The organism is Nostoc sp. CCY 9925 (genome assembly GCF_963920935.1).
Classification (GTDB): domain Bacteria; phylum Cyanobacteriota; class Cyanobacteriia; order Cyanobacteriales; family Nostocaceae; genus Nostoc.
In genome coordinates, this window is the sequence record NZ_CAWUDO010000059.1 from 1 (window position 1) to 19016 (window position 19016).

Here is a 19016-nt window from a genome sequence, read left to right on the forward strand (position 1 = left end):
GGGGCTGGGGGGTTAGGTTTTGCGTTAGCTTTTCCACATGACGTGAAAAGTCAGGGGAGTGCGCGAGATGCAAAGACGCGGGAACACAAAGAAAAACAAATTACTAATGACTAAAAACTAAAGAAAACGCACAATATTTTTAGGAGGAATAGCGGTGTCAATACAATTGGCAGAATCTGATTTTCAAATATTAGGATGTTTTTCTGTTATGTCCCAGCTACGTCCTCACCTTCAGGAGGCTAAGTTTATAGAACAAGTTCGATATCAGATGAAAGAAGGATATCGAATTGCATTCTTGGAAATAGAGGAGCAAACTCTAGCCGTTGCTGGATTTCGCATTTCGACATGTTTATCATCAGGTAAATTTTTATATATTGATGATTTAGTTGTTGATGAGTGGAAGCGATCGCAAAATTATGGTCAACAGTTATTTCAGTGGCTAATTGAATATGCAACAAATAACGACTGTGAAAAACTGAGTCTTGATTCTGGTGTTCAGCGATTTGAAGCTCACAGGTTTTATCTCATGCAGCGTATGAGTATTACAAGTCATCACTTTTCAATAGAGTTGTAGCAATGATGAGTGTGAAAAATGAACTTTTTTGGTATGACGGCAAATTAATTCACTCTCAAATTCTGGAATTAAATATTAACGATCCAGGTTTACTTTATGGGGCAACCGTTTTTACAACTTTGCGAGTTTATGAGAATTCTCTAGATAATAATTTAACTAATTGGCAAGCACATTGCGATCGCCTACTTTTCTCAATCCAATCTTTTGGCTGGCAACAACCCAATTGGCAGCGTGTACGCCAAGGTGCCCAAGTTCTTCTCCCACACTTTCCCGTTCTCAGAATTACTCTGTTCCCTGATGGACGAGAGTGGATAATTGGCAGATTCTTACCACTAGATTTGACAGAAAAACAAAAAAATGGTATTGCGTGCTGCGTTGCCAGTTCGGAATTTTCTCGCTCTCTGCCTTCTCATAAAACTGGAAATTACCTGAGTGCTTGGTTAGCAAAAACCAGCTCAAATGCTCAAGAAGCAATATTAGTAGATACTCAAGGAAATTGGTTAGAAACCAGCACAGGTAACCTCTTCGGGTGGTGTGATGGTAGTTGGTGGACGCCGCCAATAAAGGCTGGAATTTTGCCCGGAATATTGCGATCGCAACTTGTAAATTACTTGCAAAACCAGCAACAACCAATACAGGAAGAACCTTGGAATGTAGAGCTAGTCCAGAGATTTAAAGCGATCGCCTACACTAATAGTGTGGTAGAGATTATCCCCATTCATACCGTTCATCAGCCAGCAGGATCGCTACAATATAATCCACACCATCCTAGTTTTGAGCAAATAAGGGGGCTTTTTTTAGCATGACAGCCACGCCATTCTGTTATATCTTAAGATAAGTTAACATAATTCTTAATAATGACCTCTCCGCTCACAGACAGCACTCGCTACGCGATGGCGCGAAAAATACAGGAGGATAGACCTTAGTGAATAAAAGATGGAGAAACGCAGGGCTGTACGCGCTGCTATTTATTGTTGTCATTGCCCTGGGTACAGCATTTTTTGACAAACAACCCCAAAGCAGAGAGACATGGCGATACAGCCGCTTTATTCAAGAAGTTGAACAAGGCAGAGTAGAAAAAGTCAGTCTGAGTGCAGACCGTTCTACAGCATTGGTTACACCCAAATACGACCCAAATAAACGGTTGGTAACCTTGGTCAACGACCCAGATTTAATCAATACTTTGACATCAAAAGGCGTTGATATTTCAGTTTTGCCCCAAACCGATGAAGGATTTTGGTTTAAGGCACTGAGCAGCTTATTTTTCCCTGTATTGCTTTTGGTTGGCTTATTCTTCTTACTACGTCGCGCTCAAAGTGGCCCCGGTAGCCAAGCGATGAACTTTGGCAAATCCAAAGCCAGAGTCCAAATGGAACCCCAAACTCAGGTGACATTTGGTGATGTAGCTGGTATTGACCAAGCCAAATTGGAATTAAACGAAGTCGTAGACTTTTTGAAAAACGCCGATCGCTTTACTGCCGTTGGTGCAAAAATTCCTAAAGGTGTACTGTTAGTTGGCCCTCCTGGTACAGGTAAAACCCTCCTCGCTCGTGCCGTAGCTGGTGAAGCGGGTGTACCTTTCTTCTCAATCTCCGGTTCGGAATTTGTGGAAATGTTCGTGGGTGTCGGTGCGTCCCGCGTCCGCGACTTATTTGAACAAGCCAAATCTAATGCTCCCTGTATCGTGTTCATCGATGAAATTGACGCTGTAGGTCGTCAGCGGGGTGCCGGTTTAGGTGGTGGTAACGATGAACGGGAACAAACCCTCAACCAGCTGCTTACAGAAATGGACGGCTTTGAAGGTAACACCGGCATCATCATTATTGCTGCTACTAACCGTCCTGATGTTCTAGATGCAGCACTGTTGCGTCCTGGTCGTTTTGACCGTCAAGTGGTGGTAGACCGTCCCGACTATTCTGGACGCAGCGAAATCCTCAAGGTACATGCCCGTGGCAAAACCTTGGCGAAAGATGTGGACTTAGATAAAATCGCCCGTCGTACCCCTGGATTTACCGGTGCAGATTTATCCAACTTGTTAAACGAAGCCGCAATTTTGGCAGCACGGCGGAATTTAACTGAGATTTCCATGGATGAAATCAACGATGCCATCGACCGCGTATTAGCTGGGCCAGAAAAGAAAGACCGGGTAATGAGCGAAAAGCGCAAGACCTTGGTAGCATATCACGAAGCTGGTCACGCCTTAGTTGGTGCTTTGATGCCCGACTATGACCCAGTACAAAAAATTAGCATCATCCCACGTGGTCGTGCAGGTGGTTTAACTTGGTTTACTCCCAGTGAAGACCGTATGGACACCGGCTTATACAGCCGCGCTTATCTGGAAAATCAGATGGCTGTGGCTTTGGGCGGACGCATCGCCGAAGAATTAATCTTTGGTGAAGAAGAAGTTACCACCGGCGCTTCCAACGACTTGCAACAAGTAGCCCGTGTTGCGCGTCAGATGATTACTCGATTTGGTATGAGCGATCGCTTGGGTCCAGTCGCCCTCGGCCGTCAGCAAGGTAACATGTTCCTGGGACGAGATATCATGTCAGAGCGTGATTTCTCTGAAGAAACCGCCGCTGCTATTGATGAAGAAGTCCGCAAACTTGTCGATGTAGCTTATACACGCGCTAAAGAAGTGTTAGTTGGCAACCGTCACATTCTAGATCAATTAGCACAAATGCTGGTTGATAAAGAAACAGTAGATGCTGAAGAATTGCAAGAAATTCTGGCAAATAATGATGTTAAAACTGCTGCGTTTGCCTAAGTAATTAGAAGCTATAAATATAGAAGTTATGAGTTAACAATAATTCCTGACTTCTAACTTTAAAAAATCGGGGTAATTCTGGAATTTTTCAGAATTGCCCCGCTTTTTTAACAATAATAATCGCAAGCGATCGCCCAATACCGTTCAGTTAAGGAAATTAATCTGTTAAGGGAGGCAGGGGAGGCAGGAGGCAGGAGGCAGGGGGCAGGAGGCAGGAGGCAGGGGAGGCAGGGGAGGAAAAAAAGTTTAACACCAAGCGTATTGAGCGATCGCCAAGCTCTAAGTAAGTATACATAACTAAATGTAAAATACAAAAGTTTAAAACCCCAATAAAAACTGCCTCCTGCCCCCTGCCTCCTGCCTCCTAAATAGTGCCGAAAGTAACACCCTGTTGTTTGAGCCACTTACGATATGCAATAGAATAGCGATCGCTCGGTAAATGCACTTCTGCTTGCAAATCCAAAGGTAAGCGTCGGGGTTGCTGGGACTCGACAATGGCAATATCTTGACTAGCAACTTGATTTTGAATATCTAGATAGACTTCCACTGGAACTTCACGGGCGCTGTTTACCATTAACCAATATTGCGCCATGCACTCATCTTCATCGATTGGCGTAATTGTATAGAAGACATTTAAACGGCGATCTCCAGGGCCGAGTTTAAAGTATGCCACTAGCGGACGCAAGATGCGGTAATCGTAAGTGTTGAAAATCAGTGGTGCTTGGTGAGGATTACGCGAATTAAAATCTAGTTCCCATAAACCACATTTGAAACTAATGCCATCTGGAAGACACTCTAATTCATAGTGCGTCAACTCAGGACGACTGGCGTGGGCAAATAATCCCGAATGCATAATTGGGAAGTGTGCCGGATCGATAAAATTTTCCAGCGCCCGCAGAGGGCTAGAGTGATAGTGGTAGGGGCCGCAGAAAATCTTGCGATACACCGGATCGTCCCACTCAGAAAACGGAGCTATATCTTGTTTTGGTGTCCCTAAACAAACCCAGAGCAGATCGTAACGCTCTTGAACTTGGTAAGTTTTAACACAAGCTTGTGTCGGGGGCGATTGGTCTGGATTAGCTGGAAGTAGTACGCATTTCCCCTGGCTGTTAAAGGCTAAGCCGTGGTAAGGGCAAACAAGTGTCTCTTTATTGACATATCCCAGAGAAAGACGAGCGCCACGATGAGGGCAAAGGTCTTGCCAAGCTAAGACTTTCTCGCCATTATGCCAGAGTACTAGATCTGAGCCTAATAAGCGTTTGTGTAGGACTGTTCCAGGTTGGAGGTCTTGCGATCGCGCTATTACATGCCAATCATTCAGCAAAATCTGGTCTTGCACCATGAGTATCAACACCCATCAGGTCAAATACCTATATCTTAATCATCTTGTGAAAAAGCCATCAAAAAATCACACTCCCGCTCTTTGTCGGTTAAGCAGCTAGAGTACCGTATTTATGCCTGATTTTAGCTTGGCATCAGAGATCCCACATAGATTTTATTAACTTTTATGTAAGTTTTCGTAAATCAGGTTGAGTCATCTTGTAATTAATTTCTGTAGTATCTGATACAACTCTCAACGAGATATTAGATACAAGAGTTTTCTTTTATTGAAATTTAGCGTAACTAACTCCTATGGCAACTATTAATGGTACTTCTGGAAACGATTTTTTGTCCGGCGATATAAATTTCTTTCCAGAAAATGACCGAATAAATGGCTTCGATGGTGACGATCAACTGTCGGGGGGAAGTGGTAATGACACCATTGATGGTGGTGCAGGAAATGATTATATGCAAGGAGGGGCTGACAATGACTTGCTACTTGGTGGTTCCGGAATTGATTATATAGATGGTGGCGGCGGGAATGATACTCTCAACGGTGGGACAGGAAATGACTTTTTGATTGGTAACTTTGGTAATGACCTTTATATAGTTGATAGTATTGGTGACAGTATCACTGAATACAGTGCTGAAGATGGCACAGATACAGTTCAATCTTCTGTAACCTGGACACTAGGTAACTTTTTAGAAAATCTGACTTTAACAGGCACAGCAGCAATTAATGGTACAGGTAACAGCCTTAACAATATTATTAACGGTAATAGTGGCAACAACGGTCTGACAGGTGGAGATGGCAACGATACTTTGAATGGTGGTGGGGGCAAAGACACGCTAATTGGTGGTGCTGGAAATGACACTTATATTATCGATAGTACTACTGATACGTTAGTAGAGTTTTCCAATGGAGGCATAGATACAGTTAGGTCTTCTGTTAGCTATACACTGAGCAATTACTTTGATAACTTGATCCTGACAGGAAGTAGTGCAATCAACGGCACCGGGAATGGTGGAAATAATACAATTACAGGCAATAATGCCAATAATGTCCTCAATGGCAGTGGTGGTAACGATACGCTGAGTGGTTTGTCTGGTAATGATACCCTCAATGGGGGAGCAGGGAATGACTCACTGATAGGAGGAGGAGGCAACGATACTTTTAGGTTTGCCACAGGTAGTGCTTTTAGCAATGCCACAGTTGGTTTGGATAGAATCAAGGACTTCCACAAAACAAGTGGTGACACTGACAAGATTGCCTTAAGTAAGAAAACTTTCACTGCCCTAACTAGTAATGTAGGTATTGGCTTTAGTAAGTCAAGTGAGTTTGCTGTTGTTGCTAATGACGCTGCTGCTGCCACCAGTCAAGCTTTCATTGTCTACAGTCAGGGAACAGGAAATCTGTTCTATAACCAGAATGGGTCTTCGGCTGGTTTCGGAACAGGAGCTGGGTTTGCCAAGCTGACGGACAATCCTCTCCTGGCGGCGACTAACTTTATTATTGAGGCTTAAGAAGTCTGTGCTATGAGTAGGTCAGTTGAGGGACTGGCCTACTTCTGCTACGCTCTTAATTGCCCTCAGAACTACTGCAACTATGCTTGTAGTCGTTAGCATCTCGTATACAAAAGCTCTAGAATTCAGAAATGGCAAAAGTTTTCAGAGAGTGAAACAAGAGGGTTATTTGCCAATACAAAACTTACTGAAAATTCTATCTAAAACTGATTCTGTAACCTCTTCTCCAGTAATTTCTCCTAGTGCTTGAATTGTACCCCGTAAATCAATTGTCCAAAAATCAAGAGGTAACTGCTGCTCAATAGTTGCTTGCACCTGTTGTAAGGAAATTTTAGCTTGAGTTAAAGCTGCTGCTTGCCTTTGATTAATTGCTAAATCCATATCAGCTGCTTGGACTTTTCCTGTTTGAACTATCTCTAAAATTGCTGTTTCTAAAGTATCAATTCCTTGATTTTGGGCGGCAGAAGTGAAAATTTGAGATTTTGGACTTCGGCTTTGCTCAGTCGAACAATTTGGAATTTTAGATTGAAGATTTTTTCTTTGGCTTTCTTCTACTAAGTCGATTTTATTAATTACTATAATCAAAGGACGGTGGTGCACTTGTTCGTAAATTTCTTTATCGGCTTCAGTCCACCCTGCCGAAGCATCAATGGTCAGCAAGACTAAATCAGCTGCATTTGCGGCACGGCGCGATCGCTCGACGCCAATTTTTTCTACTTGGTCTGTTGTTTCCCGAATTCCCGCAGTATCCAGCACCTGCACGGGAATTCCCCCGACAACTAACTGGGATTCCACCACATCGCGGGTTGTACCGGGTAAGTCTGTGACAATGGCGCGATCGCTCTGGCTCCAAGCATTCAATAAACTCGACTTACCCACATTCGGACGCCCGACAATTGCCACTTTTAAACCAGTGCGTAACAATTCACCTTTGTCTTTGGTGGCCAACAACCGAGAAATTTCTGCGGCAATTTTCTCAATTGCTGATACAATCGCTTTATCATCCAACGGAGGAAGGTCTTCCTCAAAATCAATTCGAGCTTCGATTTCTGCCAAGATATCCAAACAGTTAGCGCGTAACTGCCGGATTGGATGAGCCAATTTTCCCTGTAAACCAGCTAAGGCAGTTTGGGCAGCTTGGGGCGATTTCGCTCCTACTAAATCAGCAATGCCTTCGGCTTGAGTTAAATCCAATCGCCCATTCAAAAAAGCGCGGAGGGTAAATTCTCCCGGTTGGGCTAATCTTGCACCATTTTCCAAACACAGTTGTAACACCTGCTGCACTGCCATAATTCCCCCGTGGCAATGGAATTCCACCACATCTTCACGGGTGTAAGACCGGGGTGCTTTCATGATTAGCAACAGAGCTTCATCTACCAATTGTTGCGTTTGGGGATGGCGAATATAACCGTAGAGAATTCGGTGAGTTTGCCAAACTTGTCGCCCTGGTGTGTGAAACAGAGTTTCGGCGATGGACATTGCTCGATCGCCAGATACCCGCACAATACCAACACTACCCTGTTGGGGCACAACAGCAGTGGCGATCGCGGCTATAGTTCCAGTAGTGGCAAAGAGTTCGGACATTAGCGTTTTTGATTAAAGTGAGGAGTGAGGAGTTAGGAGTAAAAATCATAACTCCTCACTCCTAACTCATAACTCATAACTTCTAACTTCCTAAATGGTAAGTATTTAGACCGTTAGGATAGCAACGAGCAAGGTAAAATTTATCTGGAAGGTAATGTTTGAGAGTTAAGAAGTTAAGAGTTGAGATTATAACTCATAACTTTTCAAGAGAGGAATTCACTGTGGAGCAAAAAATTAACTGCGCTGTAGCCTGTGTTAACGGCTGCGTTTTAGGGGATAAATGCCCCAATATTGAGTTTAGAGAAGCAACTGCCAAATTTGTTGAAGAGACTTCTTTAGACAAAATGTTGGAAATGGCTGAAGAACGTCTGCAAAGAAAAATGACCGAACCCCCAAAATGGGTTTTTCCTGAAGATCCGTAGCACTAGGTTAATAGGCTCAGGCAAGACAACGCGGGAGTTAAATTGTATCTGGACTGGATTTATATTTAATTCTCGCAGTTTTGTCGCCAAGCGATCGCTGCGTTGCTTCTCCTGTTGTGCCACTTCTTCCGGTGTTGGAATTAGTTCTCCTTCAGGAGTGTAAAAACGTCAATTTTCTTGATCAATCCCTAAATATAAACCTATAGCCGTTCTCGCTTGCGTCAAATACAAACCTTCGTAGGGGCACAGCATTGCTCATACGTGTCAACTTAACGTAAAAGCCAAGTCTGATAAGCATTTCGAAATTTTTCGAGCTAACACCTAGATGTTCGATCCCCCCTAACCCCCCAAGGAAAGGGGGGAACTACAATCTTGTGCCCCCTTGGAAAGGGGGTTGGGGGATCTAAAACGACGTAAAATTGCGCGTTTGAGCTTAAGTTGACACCAATGAGCATTACTTTGCCCCTACTGTCTACCGTGGTGTACTGCATTCAAACAAGAAGTGCTATAGCTGTTGACTCCACAACCAGCCTTATTCCTGGAATCTCACTCAAAACCTGCTAAAAACAGGACTACTCCAAGAATAAACTGGAGCAGCCCTGCAAGCGATCGAATCACTTAGATGTTAAGTAACCTTATGCTCGGTTTCTGTTCCAAGGGCCCCAAATCGCACAGGTAATTCCAGGGGATTGGATATTGACAAACATTGTGCGGCCATCAAGTGAGAAGCAGGCTCCTGCATATTCACTGTCATTGATATTGTTTTTTGCAAACTGATACAGCTCACCCTTCTGATTAACGCCGACAATATAACTGTCTCCGCCTCCATCTTCACAAAGAATCAGGTCACCAAAAGGAGCAACTGTAATGTTATCAGGGAAGTCTAGTACGCTTTCTCCAGGAGATTCAACGACTAAAGTCAATGTGCCATTGCTGGGATTGTAAGCAAAAACTTGACCAAAACCAGCGTTACCACCACTGGTACAGGTAAAGTAGATAGCGCCATTGGCATACCAAGCACCTTCACCCCGCGCAAAGATAGCTGCACCCTTATTTTGCCCCTGCTGCCGCACGGAAGTGTTAGTGGCATTGGTAGCAGGATCAACAACATCAATCTTTACCCACCTAACTGATAATGGTTGGTTTTTATATTGCAGAAAATTCTTACGAGTATCTTGAGGAGCTCCTTCAATAACCAGGGCTTCAAGCACTCCATTACCACTAATCTCAGGGTTCTGAAGGTCGCCATATTTCGTAGGACGGACATTAGGACGGTAGCGATAGAAGCAGCTACTTCCTTCATCTTCAGTTTGATATATCCATCCACTATCTGGATCAACCGCGACGGCTTCATGGTTAAAGCGACCCATTGCTACAAGGGGAACTGGAGCGGCAACCTGAATGTCGTTTGTTGCGGGAACCTCAAAGTTATAGCCATGCTTTTTCGTTGCTCCACCTGGTGCAGGAAGAGTCAGATTTTCTTCACAGCTAATCCAGGAATCCCAAGGAGTCGGCCCTCCAGCACAGTTACGAATAGTCCCTCCTAGAGAAGCAAATTGCTTTCTCACCCGACGGTTAGGGCCAACAACAATCGTCGTTGTACCTCCTCCAATCTGGTCATATCGTGGTGACACATTGATTCCAGTCGAACTAGGACTTAGCTCATGATTTCGCACCAAAATTGTAGTGTTATTAGGACCAGCAAAGGCAGCCATACCATCATGGGCACCTGGCACTACCCTCCCATCATCCATAGGTTGCCCAGTAATCGATATTGCAGTGTAGCTAAAACCAGGGGGAAGTTTTAGCACAGGAGTAGTCCCCAAGTTGATTCCACCACGAACAAGGCCAACAAGCTCATCCGCGTTTTCTGGCAGCTTTGGTGCTAATGGGCCGTAACCATCAGTTAATCCTACAACTTGGCCATTAGCACGTTTAGCATATAAGGCTTCCAAAGGAGAAAGCATCGTAACGCCTACAGCACTCGCGCCAGCCAATGTAAAGAAGTTACGTCTTGATAAGTTCATTAGTATACTGTCAGCAAAAGTTCAGAAACCTAATACTAAAAGTTTGCCTTTAAGATATTATTAAGAAAGCGTTAATAAGAACTTTTAAATATGAAATTACTGTACTGTTAGTAAGCAGCAATTAATGAAAATAGGAGCTTCAATTCTTTAATTACAATAGACATCTGGCAAAAAAATGTAGTATTATGTCGTATTCTTTTTTCAAAGTAGTATTATTAATTTGCAACCTGCTGTAATCAAAAGTAATGTTTAAATAAACAATATAAGTAAGCGGACATAATTAAATATAAAATCCAAACCAGCGAAACCTTTTATTGTTGAGAGTTTTACCTTCTGCCTGGTTGTTGAGCGTAATCGAAACACTGCCTCCTGCCTTCTACTTAGTGATTCTCAAATGTATGAAATACGCTGACAAAAAACTCACGAGTCAGAATATACTGACTCGTGTCTTCCCAAACCACAGTCTATTGCATCCAATTAAGCACCGCTATAATGTTCTGCTCAGCGTTTGCATATTTGCTAAAAATAAAACTTATTTCTTGGCTTTCTTCTCTACGAGACGCTCCACGTTCACATAGCAATACAGTTCAGTTAGTGCCAAAAACCTTAAGCTGCGTAGGTTGGGTTGAGGAACGAAACCCAACATTTCCGGGGTTTGTTGGGTTTTACTTCAGTTCAACCCAACCTACAAATCTATTTAGCTGAAAATTGCTCTAAACTACAAGCACTATGAATCGGATTGTGTCATAATTCGATTTTATAATTTTGAACTCTGTATTTATGCCTTGTTCTGCCACCCTTACTCAACTGGTCGAAGTGCTTTCGGCTCGTCCTTTAAACTTATATGAAGCTGGTTTAACACAAGTAAGTAGCGGTATACAAACAGATACTCGTATCCTTAAGCCGGGTGAAGTGTTTTTAGCTTTACGAGGCGATAAGTTTGACGGACATGAATTTGTGCCAACAGCGATCGCTAAGGGTGCTATAGCTGCAATTGTAGATTTAGAATACGAAAATCCCGGATTTCCGGTATTGCAGGTATCAGATACTCTCAAGGCATATCAGCAAATTGGCAGATGGTGGCGCGATCGCTTTGAGATTCCTGTAATTGGTGTTACAGGTTCCGTAGGTAAAACTACGACTAAAGAATTAATTGCGGCAGTTTTAGGAACAAAAGGAGCAGTTCACAAAACTTATGGCAATTTCAATAACGAAATTGGTGTCCCCAAAACTCTCCTAGAACTGAGCACAGAACATGACTACGCCGTCATCGAAATGGCGATGCGGGGTAGGGGACAAATTGCCGAACTGACACAAATAGCGCGTCCCACCATTGGAGTGATTACCAATGTGGGGACGGCACATATTGAGTTGCTAGGTTCCGAAGAAGCCATTGCCGAGGCCAAATGTGAGTTATTAGCCGAAATGCCTGCTGATAGTGTGGCAGTTCTGAATTACGACAATTCCCTATTAATGACCACGGCGGCGAAATTTTGGACAGGAGAAGTCATAACTTACGGTTTTTCTGGCGGGGATATCTCAGGACTGTTGATTGATAACGAAACTGTGGAAGTCGGAGGAATCCAACTGCCATTGCCGTTACCTGGCCGTCACAATGCGACTAATTTCTTAGCGGCTTTAGCCGTGGCAAAAGTCTTGGGAATTGATTGGGCGAGTTTGAAAGCAGGCGTGGAAGTGGATATGCCCACAGGGCGATCGCAGCGGTTTAATTTGCCCAATGACGTAGTAATTTTAGATGAGACATATAATGCTGCACCAGAAGCGATGTTAGCAGCATTGCAATTATTGGCAGACACACCAGGAAACCGAAAAATTGCCGTGTTGGGTGCAATGAAAGAACTAGGAGAGCGATCGCAGCAGTTACACCAGCGAGTGGGAGAAACAGTAGGAAAGTTGAATTTAGATGGCTTGTTGGTGTTGGTTGATGGAGAAGATGCCCAAGTGATCGCCAAAAGTGCTGGAGGTATTCCATCAGAGTGCTTTGCAACTCATGGAGAAATGGTGGCGAGGTTGAAGACATTTGTGCAACCAGGCGATCGTTTACTGTTCAAAGCCGCCCATTCAGTGGGGTTAGATCGCGTTGTCAATCAGTTACGTGCAGAATATCCCAAATGATACCACTACAAACCGAACGTCTGATACTGCGAGACTTTGTAGAATCAGATTGGCCGGCGGTTCATCAATACGCTGGCGATGGTGAAGTTGTACGTTATTTGACTTTTGGGCCTAATAGTGAAGAAGATACCAGAAATTTTTTGCAAAAAGAAATTTTATTACAAAAACAGGAACTACGTCAGCATTTTGCTTTGGCGGTAACTTTAAAAAATCAAAAGCAATTAATTGGTATCTGTCGAATTTCTACGTTAGATACTGTTAATAAAACAGGGTCTATTGGCTACTGTTTTACTAAGCAATTTTGGGGACAAGGATATGCAACTGAAGCTGTAAGAGAAATTATATGTTTTGGTTTTCAAGAATTAGGCTTACATCGCATATTTGCAACTTGTCATCCAGCCAACATTGCCTCGGTACGAGTGATGCAAAAAAATGGAATGCAACAGGAAGGATATTTGCGACAACACCATTGGATTAAAGGAGAATGGAGAGATTCTTGGCTATACGCTATTCTTGAGGATGAATGGAGAGAAGCCAACCGATTTTAAATTTAGACGTTGCCCAATTGCGGTATTAATCTACATGTAGAGACGTTGCATTGCAACGTCTCTACTCAAATCATTAGACCTCTTGCAATCAATTGCTTTTTGCACTTTTGTGGTCAAAGGGAAATGGTTAAAGGGGAAAGGGAAAATACCAAACCTTTTCCCCTTTCCCCTTCCCCTTTTCCCGACTTCTGCAAGAAGTCTATTTTTCCCGATACCCTCCAGCGTAGTTAATGACGCAAATTGTTCTATATGATTTGTGAGTTCCAAAAGCAACACCAGAGACTTTAAAATTGCCGTTAAAAATGTTTTTTCGATGGCCGCGATCGGGAACACCATCATCAATAATTAATTGCATAACGATATCTTGGGCAGTATTTGGCCCATAACTGATATTTTCGCCTGCGGTTGTCAGCCATCTACCATAACGGCTGATGCGAGTAAAGGGGTTGCTACCATCGCTACCATCATGACCCGTGACACCTTTTGGCCCTTGGTCTTTAACGTGGTCTTTTGCTGCTAAAGACATACCTTTAGATGCACTCAGAGCACCTAGAGGACGTGCTGATTTGAGAAATGCGATCGCCTCATCGACTGCTTTTCCTCCTTCTTGAGTTACCAAATAAGTATTATTAGAAATTTTGACTCGGTTACCTTGAAAGCGCTTGCGATAGTTTTCCAAAATCGGCACATATGCCTGAGGATTTGTTCTTACTTTATTTGTTTCAATAATTACCTGTTGTTCCAGGGGTGAAAGGTAAGTTGCTTTTGCTAACAAAGTCGGGCTACTTTCTTTAGTTACTGCTGGCTGAGAATTGGCTACAGTCGGACTAGACTGAAGCAATTGATCTGAACAACCAAATATTAGGGTAAGTGGAAAAATCACCCAAAATTTAATTCGATGCATTGATGACCTCACGATTTTTTTATCAATTAATTTAGTTAATTAGAAGGAATAGTAATTTTCCAACCACAGAAAACTCTGTCAACGCTTTTACTGGTTCCCTAAAACAAAGGTAGATTAAGGCACTAGTCATATAGATAACACTGGTATTCTCTTTGTTCCTGAGATACTACAAAATTATCACAACGAGTTTTGAAGCTTTAACGCTTTATGAAAGAATTCCCCAGTCTGTAGTTCAAGTTGCGATCGTCACTCTATACACTGATTATTAAAATATCAATAGCTGATAAACTTAAATTAGACAAAATAGAACTAAAAAAATAGCAACTCTAACAATATAATTAGGTATCGATCAAATAAAATTTTGATAACTGCGATCGCACCTTAAAAAGTTTGTGATAGTTAAAATTAAGCTGAGTAAACAGATGCGGATACTTGGAAATATTAACTACAAAAGGTACTAGCCATGAGTTCCCGCGCACTGCTGTTAGTAAATCGTCATGCCCGCCAGGGTAAAAAGGGTTTGTCCGAAGCGATTGATTATTTGAAGACACTCGGCTTTATTTTAATTGAAGAGTCTACAGAACATCCGAAACAACTTTCTGAAGTCATACTTCGCTATCAACATCAAGTTGATTTAGTAATAGTTGGTGGTGGCGATGGCACTCTTAATGCTGCGGTAGATGCTTTAGTTGAAACTCAGTTGCCCTTGGGAATTTTGCCTCTGGGAACTGCCAACGATTTAGCAAGAACTTTAAAAATTCCCAACTCTCTCAACGAAGCTTGTAATATTATTGCCCAAGGAAATTTACGCCGCATTGATTTGGGTTGGGTCAATGGCAAGCACTTTTTTAATGTTGCCAGTCTGGGATTGAGTGTAAAAATTACCGAACGACTTACCAAAGAAGTCAAACGCCGTTGGGGAATATTTGCTTACGCCGCCACTGCATTACAAGTTATTTGGTCAGCTAGACCTTTTAGTGCTGAGATTGTCATCAATGGTGAATCGGTCCGTGTGAAAACGGTGCAAATTGCTGTAGGTAACGGTCGATATTACGGAGGTGGTATGGCAGTGGCAGATGACGCTGCAATAGATGATCAAAGACTGGATCTTTATAGCTTGGAAATTCAACACTGGTGGCAGATTATATTATTATTACCTGCGATGCGACAAGGGCGGCATATACATTGGCAGAGTGTACGTTCTCTCCAAGGTCAGGAAATACGGTTGTCTACTCGCAAGCCACGTCCTATTAATACAGATGGTGAAATCACCGCCTACACACCTGCCCATTTCCGAGTTATACCTAAAGCTGTAGCTGTTTTAGTAGCCGCAGAAGTCCAAAGTTTACAGTGATTCAATTTTGGATTTGAGATTTGAGATTTGAGATTTTTCAATCGAAAATCTAAGTTGTGCTGCCAAGATACTAAAGGTACGACCTAAAATCTAAAATTAGCAGAGTCAGGAGTTAAGAGTTTCGAGTTTGGAGTGGAGACGCGATTAACCCTTGTCTGTACAAGAGTTAAGAGTTATTTTTGCTTATCTCCCTTACTCTCCACTCCGTACTCTCCACCCCCTCTGATAATAAGCATCAACTGACACCAAATGCATCTGAGATTTTCTCAAGATATAAAATCCTTGTTACAACGCCTAGCCGAACAACCCCTGACTCTAGGTGATATTCTGGCTGAAACTTCAGAACGAGGGTTTAGCCTAGTCATTGCATTATTAGTTTTGCCGTTTTTGTTGCCGATGCCACCGGGATTAACTGGCCCTTTTGGTGGTGCTTGTTTGCTGTTATCAGTACAAATGCTTTTAGGAAGGCGATCGCCTTGGTTACCAAAAAGAATCGCTAACTACAAATTCCCTCGTCGCTTTGCTGAGTTACTTTTACAAAACCTAGGCCGCCTGACTAAAGTTTTACAGAAAATCACTCGTCCCCGATTGAGAAAAATAGCTCATAATCCTTTGACTTGGCGAATCAATGGGCTTTGTATCTCTTGGTTAACAATATTACTTATATCACCAATTCCCTTTACAAATCCCATTCCCACTGTAGGTATTTTACTTTTGACTGTTGCTACCATCGAATCTGATGGTTTATTAATTTGTATCAGCTATGTGATTACAGTCTTGATTACTTTGCTATTTGGATTTATTGGTTATGCTTTGTGGTTAGCTCCCAGTTTACTGCCATCTATATTTAAATAATAAAAGCCCCAACCCAAAGGCTGAGGGCTAAGACTTATGTGATTTATTAGAGTGCATCTACCATTTACTAATCCACTTTAATTGTTGTTATATCCGGTAAAATTTGATTTGCTCAGCATTTTTTATTTACAGACAAAAAATTATCAGCAATAAATAAAGCCCCCAACTGAAAGCTGGAGGCGATAAATTTATTAAGGTGCATCTACCATTTATTAATCCGCTTTAATTTTTGCTCTATCCGGGGAAATTTGACTTGTTCAGAAAAATTTCTATTTCCATAATCAAAATTGTCATCAATAAATAAAGCCCCCAGCTAAAGGCTGAGGGCTGTGATTTAATTAAGGTGCATCTACTATTTATATATCCACTTTAGTCCTCACTTAATCGGGAAGAATTGAAAAAAGAATAGATAGTTGTGGAATTGATTTCATTATCTATAACGTTAGTGCTAACTTCAACCAGAATAACCTGCGGTATTTGACTAAGTAAGCATTGCCCATCTTCATAAGAATTTTACAAAAAGCCCAAATTTCCCTTCAATACACAAAGTTTCTGTTAATATCTCTAATACGATATCCGCAATAGTACGAATTTAGTTTAGTAGTTGGGTATATGACTATGAAAATTAGACACACCCAACTCGATGAAGCGATGTCTACGACGGGCTATGCCTAAGCATTTTGTCCAAGTTGCCATGATAGTTCTATTTTCCCTTGGCAGCCTTGGTATCGTCGGAGGAAGCTTTTTCCTCAGAAAAGCTTTTAGCAATACTACCGAAGCTGAAATAATAACTGATACAACACGCTATAAAGAAATTCGTAATCAATTGTGGTCTGATCCTGACCAGCTAAAACATTTTCCGAATCAGATTCCTACTGATGCTAAAAGTGTTCGCATTGCTTACTCTCCTGGATTTTTGCAAGGAGGTAGTTATTTTCAAATTAGATTGAAACAGCCTCCAGAAAAAATAAAAAAATTACTCTCACAATACAGAAATAATGCAAAACATAAATATAGAGGTGGTGACACAAACGACCATATGAACGAGCCTAACGGTGTGCCGACAACTTTTTTCTACACCAGTAACTCTCATACCGAAACTTTTCCAGATACATACGAAATATTAGTACTACATGCAACGGACAGAGGTAGATCGGGCTTCAAATGGAATCATGGAGATAGCTATGGTGTTGCAATTAATAGTTCTACATCAGAAATTATTTATTGGGCTGAACAATGGTAATTATTACTAGATGCTAGTTTTACCCTTTTAGGTATATGACTTTAGATAGTTAAAAATGATATGCACTATGGCTAATATTTGTAGGGTGCTGGAAAAACTATCTCAATATTTAGAATGTCAACTGCTTTAATTACTGGTGCCTCTAGTGGTATTGGTAAAGCCTTTGCCGAGGAATTAGCTGCACGCAAGAAAAATCTTGTACTCGTTGCTCGTTCGGAAGATAAACTCAACCAATTAGCTAAAGAACTAAAAGAAAAATATAAAATTCAAGTAGACGTTATAGTTAAAGACCTCACAGAACCTAATGCTGCTGCTGCTGTATTTGATGCCACAAAAGCAAAGGGACTAACGATTGATTTATTAATCAACAATGCCGGTTTTGGTTCCTATGGAGACTTTGCCGAATCAGATGGAGAAAGACAAGTTAAAATCGTACAATTAAACATTTTGGCATTGGTAGATTTAACTCATAAGTTTCTACCAATAATGCGGCAACGTCGTTCTGGAAGTATTATTAACGTATCCTCAATTACCGGATTTCAACCGATACCATATCTTTCAGTTTATGCTGCTAGTAAAGCTTTTATTCTCAGCTTTAGTGAAGCACTTTGGGCAGAAAATCGTCAGTATGGTGTCCGTGTTTTAGTTACCTGCCCAGGCCCAATAGAAACAAATTTTTTCGCAGAAGCTAATTTTCCTCCAGCGTTAGCAGGAAGCACAGAAAAAGTATATTCCTCTGAAGAAGTAGTTAGCGAATCTCTCAAAGCTTTAGAACAGTGGCAGCCTACGGTTATTATTGGTGATATTACTACTCAAATTAGAAGTACATTAGCTCGATTAGTACCGCGCAAAATTCTGCTGAATATTTTGGCAAAAAGATTTAAAACCTAATACTATTTTGAACGTCCTTTTGAAAATCCCCTAATTTGAATTATGGGGATTGCCCTATTGCCTATTGCCTTTTAACCAAAAATCACATATACCGAGTTAGTTGCACACGGTAACGGTCTTTTTTAGTAACAGCAATTTCTCCAACTTCTAAACGTCCTTTAGAGCGAATAGCGATTAAATCGCCTGATTTTACTTGAGAACTAGCTTGAGTTACTTCCTTCCAATTGACACGGACATCACCAGAATCGATTAAATCAACCATTTTACTGCGGGACATGCCAAAACCAGCAGAGGCGATCGCATCTAATCGCAAAGACGCTTCCACAGTAGTTAATTCTTTTTTCTTCGGTTCTCGAACCTTTAATTCAGTAATCTCAATCCGTTGAGTTTTCACAGGAACCGATCGCACCTGTTTGAGGCTCATTTCCAAAAATTCCACCAACTCTGGTGCGACGATCGCCTGTGCTCCCCGTTCTCCCAAAACAATAATATCTCCGGTCTTTTCACGGACAATTCCTGTCCCCAGCATTGCGCCTAAAAAGTCGCGGTGAGTGGCGGTATCAAACAAGAAATTACCAGCAATTTCTACTGCAACAAGGCTGACTTGAGATTGATCTAAAGGTAGTTCGGAACGAGCGATCGCTATTCTTTGGCGTTCAGCTTGTGGATATCCACCCCACACAACTAATTCCACCTCTGTTAATCTGCTAAACACCCGTTGAATTTCCGCCAATTCTGGAGGAGATAAAAAATCCGTCACAACCACTTCCCAAGTTTTAATAGCTTGCTCTGCTTGGTCAATTACGCGAGCTACACTATCTCGATTTTCAACACCTTTTAAAAGTTCTTCTCGTGGCAACATTCTGA

Annotated in this window: 16 protein-coding genes and 1 pseudogene; 11 read left to right on the forward strand and 6 right to left on the reverse strand. The window is 41.9% G+C overall.

The genetic code is table 11. From position 1 onward, the window contains the following. The first annotated feature begins 154 nt into the window (after positions 1-154). The 3 genes from ACM0OY_RS25230 (at position 155) to ftsH3 (ending at position 3341) form a co-directional block, all read left to right on the forward strand. The gene (locus ACM0OY_RS25230; RefSeq protein ID WP_414571566.1) at positions 155-574 is read left to right on the forward strand and encodes a GNAT family N-acetyltransferase; all 420 of its coding nucleotides are present in this window, start codon (positions 155-157) and stop codon (positions 572-574) included. A gap of 2 nt (positions 575-576) precedes the next feature. Next, entirely contained in the window at positions 577-1380 is an 804-nt protein-coding gene (locus tag ACM0OY_RS25235; protein ID WP_414571567.1) for an aminotransferase class IV, read from the forward strand. Between the two features lie 119 nt (positions 1381-1499). Next, positions 1500-3341, forward strand: coding sequence for an ATP-dependent zinc metalloprotease FtsH3 (ftsH3, locus tag ACM0OY_RS25240; RefSeq protein WP_190881982.1), 1842 nt, complete (start codon positions 1500-1502; stop codon positions 3339-3341). Positions 3342-3705: 364 nt separating this feature from the next. Here the strand turns inward: ftsH3 and ACM0OY_RS25245 are convergent, their stop codons facing one another. Beyond that, a complete protein-coding gene (locus tag ACM0OY_RS25245; RefSeq protein WP_414571568.1) occupies positions 3706-4683 on the reverse strand; it encodes a Rieske 2Fe-2S domain-containing protein in 978 nt (325 codons plus the stop codon). Between the two features lie 290 nt (positions 4684-4973). On the opposite strand from ACM0OY_RS25245, the gene ACM0OY_RS25250 reads away from it, so the two are divergent. Continuing rightward, complete coding sequence (locus ACM0OY_RS25250) at positions 4974-6185, forward strand: calcium-binding protein (RefSeq protein ID WP_414571569.1); 1212 nt, start codon at positions 4974-4976, stop codon at positions 6183-6185. A 165-nt stretch (positions 6186-6350) separates the two neighbouring features. Here ACM0OY_RS25250 and mnmE read toward each other — a convergent pair whose 3' ends face one another. Next, complete coding sequence (mnmE, locus tag ACM0OY_RS25255) at positions 6351-7769, reverse strand: tRNA uridine-5-carboxymethylaminomethyl(34) synthesis GTPase MnmE (RefSeq protein WP_414571570.1); 1419 nt, start codon at positions 7767-7769, stop codon at positions 6351-6353. Positions 7770-7990: 221 nt separating this feature from the next. On the opposite strand from mnmE, the gene ACM0OY_RS25260 reads away from it, so the two are divergent. After that, entirely contained in the window at positions 7991-8191 is a 201-nt protein-coding gene (locus ACM0OY_RS25260) for a hypothetical protein (RefSeq protein WP_414571571.1), read from the forward strand. A 54-nt stretch (positions 8192-8245) separates the two neighbouring features. Here the strand turns inward: ACM0OY_RS25260 and ACM0OY_RS25265 are convergent. Both ACM0OY_RS25265 and ACM0OY_RS25270 read right to left on the reverse strand, forming a co-directional pair. Further along, positions 8246-8395 (reverse strand): annotated as a pseudogene (locus tag ACM0OY_RS25265) (Uma2 family endonuclease); the annotation flags it as partial. A gap of 431 nt (positions 8396-8826) precedes the next feature. After that, a complete protein-coding gene (locus ACM0OY_RS25270) occupies positions 8827-10218 on the reverse strand; it encodes an alkaline phosphatase PhoX (RefSeq protein ID WP_414571572.1) in 1392 nt (463 codons plus the stop codon). Between the two features lie 780 nt (positions 10219-10998). On the opposite strand from ACM0OY_RS25270, the gene ACM0OY_RS25275 reads away from it, so the two are divergent. After that, entirely contained in the window at positions 10999-12354 is a 1356-nt protein-coding gene (locus ACM0OY_RS25275; protein WP_414571573.1) for a UDP-N-acetylmuramoyl-tripeptide--D-alanyl-D-alanine ligase, read from the forward strand. Next, on the forward strand, positions 12351-12902 hold the full coding sequence (locus ACM0OY_RS25280; protein WP_414571574.1) for a GNAT family N-acetyltransferase: 552 nt from the start codon (positions 12351-12353) through the stop codon (positions 12900-12902). Before ACM0OY_RS25275 ends, ACM0OY_RS25280 begins: the two co-directional genes overlap by 4 nt. A gap of 199 nt (positions 12903-13101) precedes the next feature. Here ACM0OY_RS25280 and ACM0OY_RS25285 read toward each other — a convergent pair whose 3' ends face one another. Then, positions 13102-13806, reverse strand: a complete 705-nt coding sequence (locus ACM0OY_RS25285; RefSeq protein WP_414571575.1) for a CAP domain-containing protein — start codon at positions 13804-13806, stop codon at positions 13102-13104. A 463-nt stretch (positions 13807-14269) separates the two neighbouring features. Between ACM0OY_RS25285 and ACM0OY_RS25290 the strand changes: the two genes are divergently transcribed. The 4 genes from ACM0OY_RS25290 (at position 14270) to ACM0OY_RS25305 (ending at position 18149) form a co-directional block, all read left to right on the forward strand. Next, entirely contained in the window at positions 14270-15160 is an 891-nt protein-coding gene (locus tag ACM0OY_RS25290; protein ID WP_414571576.1) for a lipid kinase, read from the forward strand. A 249-nt stretch (positions 15161-15409) separates the two neighbouring features. Further along, positions 15410-16015, forward strand: coding sequence for an exopolysaccharide biosynthesis protein (locus ACM0OY_RS25295; protein WP_414571577.1), 606 nt, complete (start codon positions 15410-15412; stop codon positions 16013-16015). Between the two features lie 643 nt (positions 16016-16658). Beyond that, positions 16659-17258 (forward strand): hypothetical protein, encoded by a 600-nt coding sequence (locus tag ACM0OY_RS25300; RefSeq protein WP_414571578.1) that lies wholly within the window; start codon positions 16659-16661, stop codon positions 17256-17258. Between the two features lie 114 nt (positions 17259-17372). Next, positions 17373-18149 (forward strand): SDR family NAD(P)-dependent oxidoreductase, encoded by a 777-nt coding sequence (locus tag ACM0OY_RS25305; RefSeq protein WP_414571579.1) that lies wholly within the window; start codon positions 17373-17375, stop codon positions 18147-18149. A gap of 82 nt (positions 18150-18231) precedes the next feature. Here the strand turns inward: ACM0OY_RS25305 and ACM0OY_RS25310 are convergent, their stop codons facing one another. Further along, entirely contained in the window at positions 18232-19011 is a 780-nt protein-coding gene (locus tag ACM0OY_RS25310) for a photosystem II S4 domain protein (RefSeq protein ID WP_414571580.1), read from the reverse strand. Between the last annotated feature and the right edge of the window lie 5 nt (positions 19012-19016).

Bases quoted from the DNA above. Each gene is read 5' to 3' on its own strand.
- mnmE (WP_414571570.1), bottom strand. From the start codon at position 7,769: ATGTCCGAACTCTTTGCCACTACTGGAACTATAGCCGCGATCGCCACT.
- ACM0OY_RS25295 (WP_414571577.1), top strand. From the start codon at position 15,410: ATGCATCTGAGATTTTCTCAAGATATAAAATCCTTGTTACAACGCCTA.
- ACM0OY_RS25280 (WP_414571574.1), top strand. From the start codon at position 12,351: ATGATACCACTACAAACCGAACGTCTGATACTGCGAGACTTTGTAGAA.
- ACM0OY_RS25310 (WP_414571580.1), bottom strand. From the start codon at position 19,011: ATGTTGCCACGAGAAGAACTTTTAAAAGGTGTTGAAAATCGAGATAGT.
- ACM0OY_RS25285 (WP_414571575.1), bottom strand. From the start codon at position 13,806: ATGCATCGAATTAAATTTTGGGTGATTTTTCCACTTACCCTAATATTT.
- ACM0OY_RS25275 (WP_414571573.1), top strand. From the start codon at position 10,999: ATGCCTTGTTCTGCCACCCTTACTCAACTGGTCGAAGTGCTTTCGGCT.
- ACM0OY_RS25290 (WP_414571576.1), top strand. From the start codon at position 14,270: ATGAGTTCCCGCGCACTGCTGTTAGTAAATCGTCATGCCCGCCAGGGT.
- ACM0OY_RS25300 (WP_414571578.1), top strand. From the start codon at position 16,659: ATGAAGCGATGTCTACGACGGGCTATGCCTAAGCATTTTGTCCAAGTT.
- ACM0OY_RS25270 (WP_414571572.1), bottom strand. From the start codon at position 10,218: ATGAACTTATCAAGACGTAACTTCTTTACATTGGCTGGCGCGAGTGCT.
- ACM0OY_RS25245 (WP_414571568.1), bottom strand. From the start codon at position 4,683: ATGGTGCAAGACCAGATTTTGCTGAATGATTGGCATGTAATAGCGCGA.
- ACM0OY_RS25235 (WP_414571567.1), top strand. From the start codon at position 577: ATGATGAGTGTGAAAAATGAACTTTTTTGGTATGACGGCAAATTAATT.
- ACM0OY_RS25250 (WP_414571569.1), top strand. From the start codon at position 4,974: ATGGCAACTATTAATGGTACTTCTGGAAACGATTTTTTGTCCGGCGAT.
- ACM0OY_RS25305 (WP_414571579.1), top strand. From the start codon at position 17,373: ATGTCAACTGCTTTAATTACTGGTGCCTCTAGTGGTATTGGTAAAGCC.